This is a genomic window from Flavobacterium pokkalii, assembly GCF_014596575.1.
Lineage (GTDB): Bacteria > Bacteroidota > Bacteroidia > Flavobacteriales > Flavobacteriaceae > Flavobacterium > Flavobacterium pokkalii.
On the sequence record NZ_NASZ01000055.1, the window covers coordinates 1 to 1,277 of the forward strand.

The window sequence follows — 1,277 nt, forward strand, 5'->3', positions numbered from 1 at the left end:
AGTGGAGGACTCACCAATAAGGAAGGACTGAACGTAAAATGGTTCTTAATTTTCAACGGAATAGCGCAAGTTATAGCCCTGAAAAACGAGAACAGCTTAAACGATTAAAACAAGAGAATGATTGAAAAAGTAGTACATCCTTACAATCTGCAAAAGGCAGTAGAGCAGGTGATTTTCAACAAAGGAAGCGCAGGGGTTGACGGTATCAAAACCAGTCAGCTAAAAACACTATTCCCTCAAACGAAACCACAATTGCTCGCAGCTATCAGAACAGGTAACTACCAGCCACAAGCCATTTTAGGTGTGGAGATTCCAAAAAGCAACGGCAAACCCCGACTTTTAGGTGTTCCTACCACTACCGACCGGGTATTGCAACAAGCCGTATCGCAGGTTATTGCATCGCTATTTGAACCCGAATTCAGCAACAACAGTTTTGGATTTAGACCCAACAAGAATGCCCGACAAGCCGTTGGGCAGGCAAGGGACTACATCCATCAGGGACTGAACCATATTGTGGATATTGACCTCAAAAATTTCTTTGACGAAGTAGACCATTGTTTACTGCTGAATTTGGTGTATCAAAAAGTGAAATGCAAAACCACGATACGCCTGATAAGAAAATGGCTCCGAGTATCAATACGAATCAACGGTAAACTGCAAAAACGAAGAAAAGGCGTTCCGCAAGGAAGTCCTTTAAGTCCATTGTTGTCCAATATCTTACTCAATGAGTTAGACAAAGAAATGACAAGACGGAAACTGAAATTTGTACGTTATGCCGATGATTTCAGTATTTACTGTAAAAGCCAAAATCAGGCGAAAGCCACGGCACAAGCGATTAGGAAATTCTTGAAAGCGAAACTCAAACTCACTATTAATGAAGATAAAAGCGGGATTAGACGTCCTGTACACTTTACGATTTTGGGATTTGGTTTTGTGCCTACCTACAAGAAAGGAAGTAAGAATGACTATCAGTTGGTGGTTGCAGAGAAAGCTTGGAAGAAACTCAAAGAACGGCTCAAAAGCATTAGCCGAAAAACCGCTCCAGTTAAACTTGAAGAGCGTATTGCCAAGATAAAAGAAGTGCAACGAGGATGGCTAAACTATTTTCGAGGAACGAGTATTATGGGCAAACTACGTGATTTGGACGGCTGGCTACGTAATCGACTACGCTACTGCATTTGGCATGATTGGAAAAAACCCGAACGGAAAAGGAAAAACCTGATTCGATTGGGAGTAGACCCAGACCATGCCTACGCATTTAGTCGCACCCGTAAAGG

At 42.2% G+C, this 1,277-nt stretch carries 1 protein-coding gene; it reads left to right on the forward strand.

The genetic code is table 11. The annotated features are described in order from the left end of the window. Window positions 1–117 precede the first annotated feature (117 nt). Window positions 118–1,277: group II intron reverse transcriptase/maturase (gene ltrA, locus B6A10_RS16225; RefSeq protein ID WP_188221705.1), on the forward strand; the 1,160-nt coding region annotated here is incomplete at its 3' end.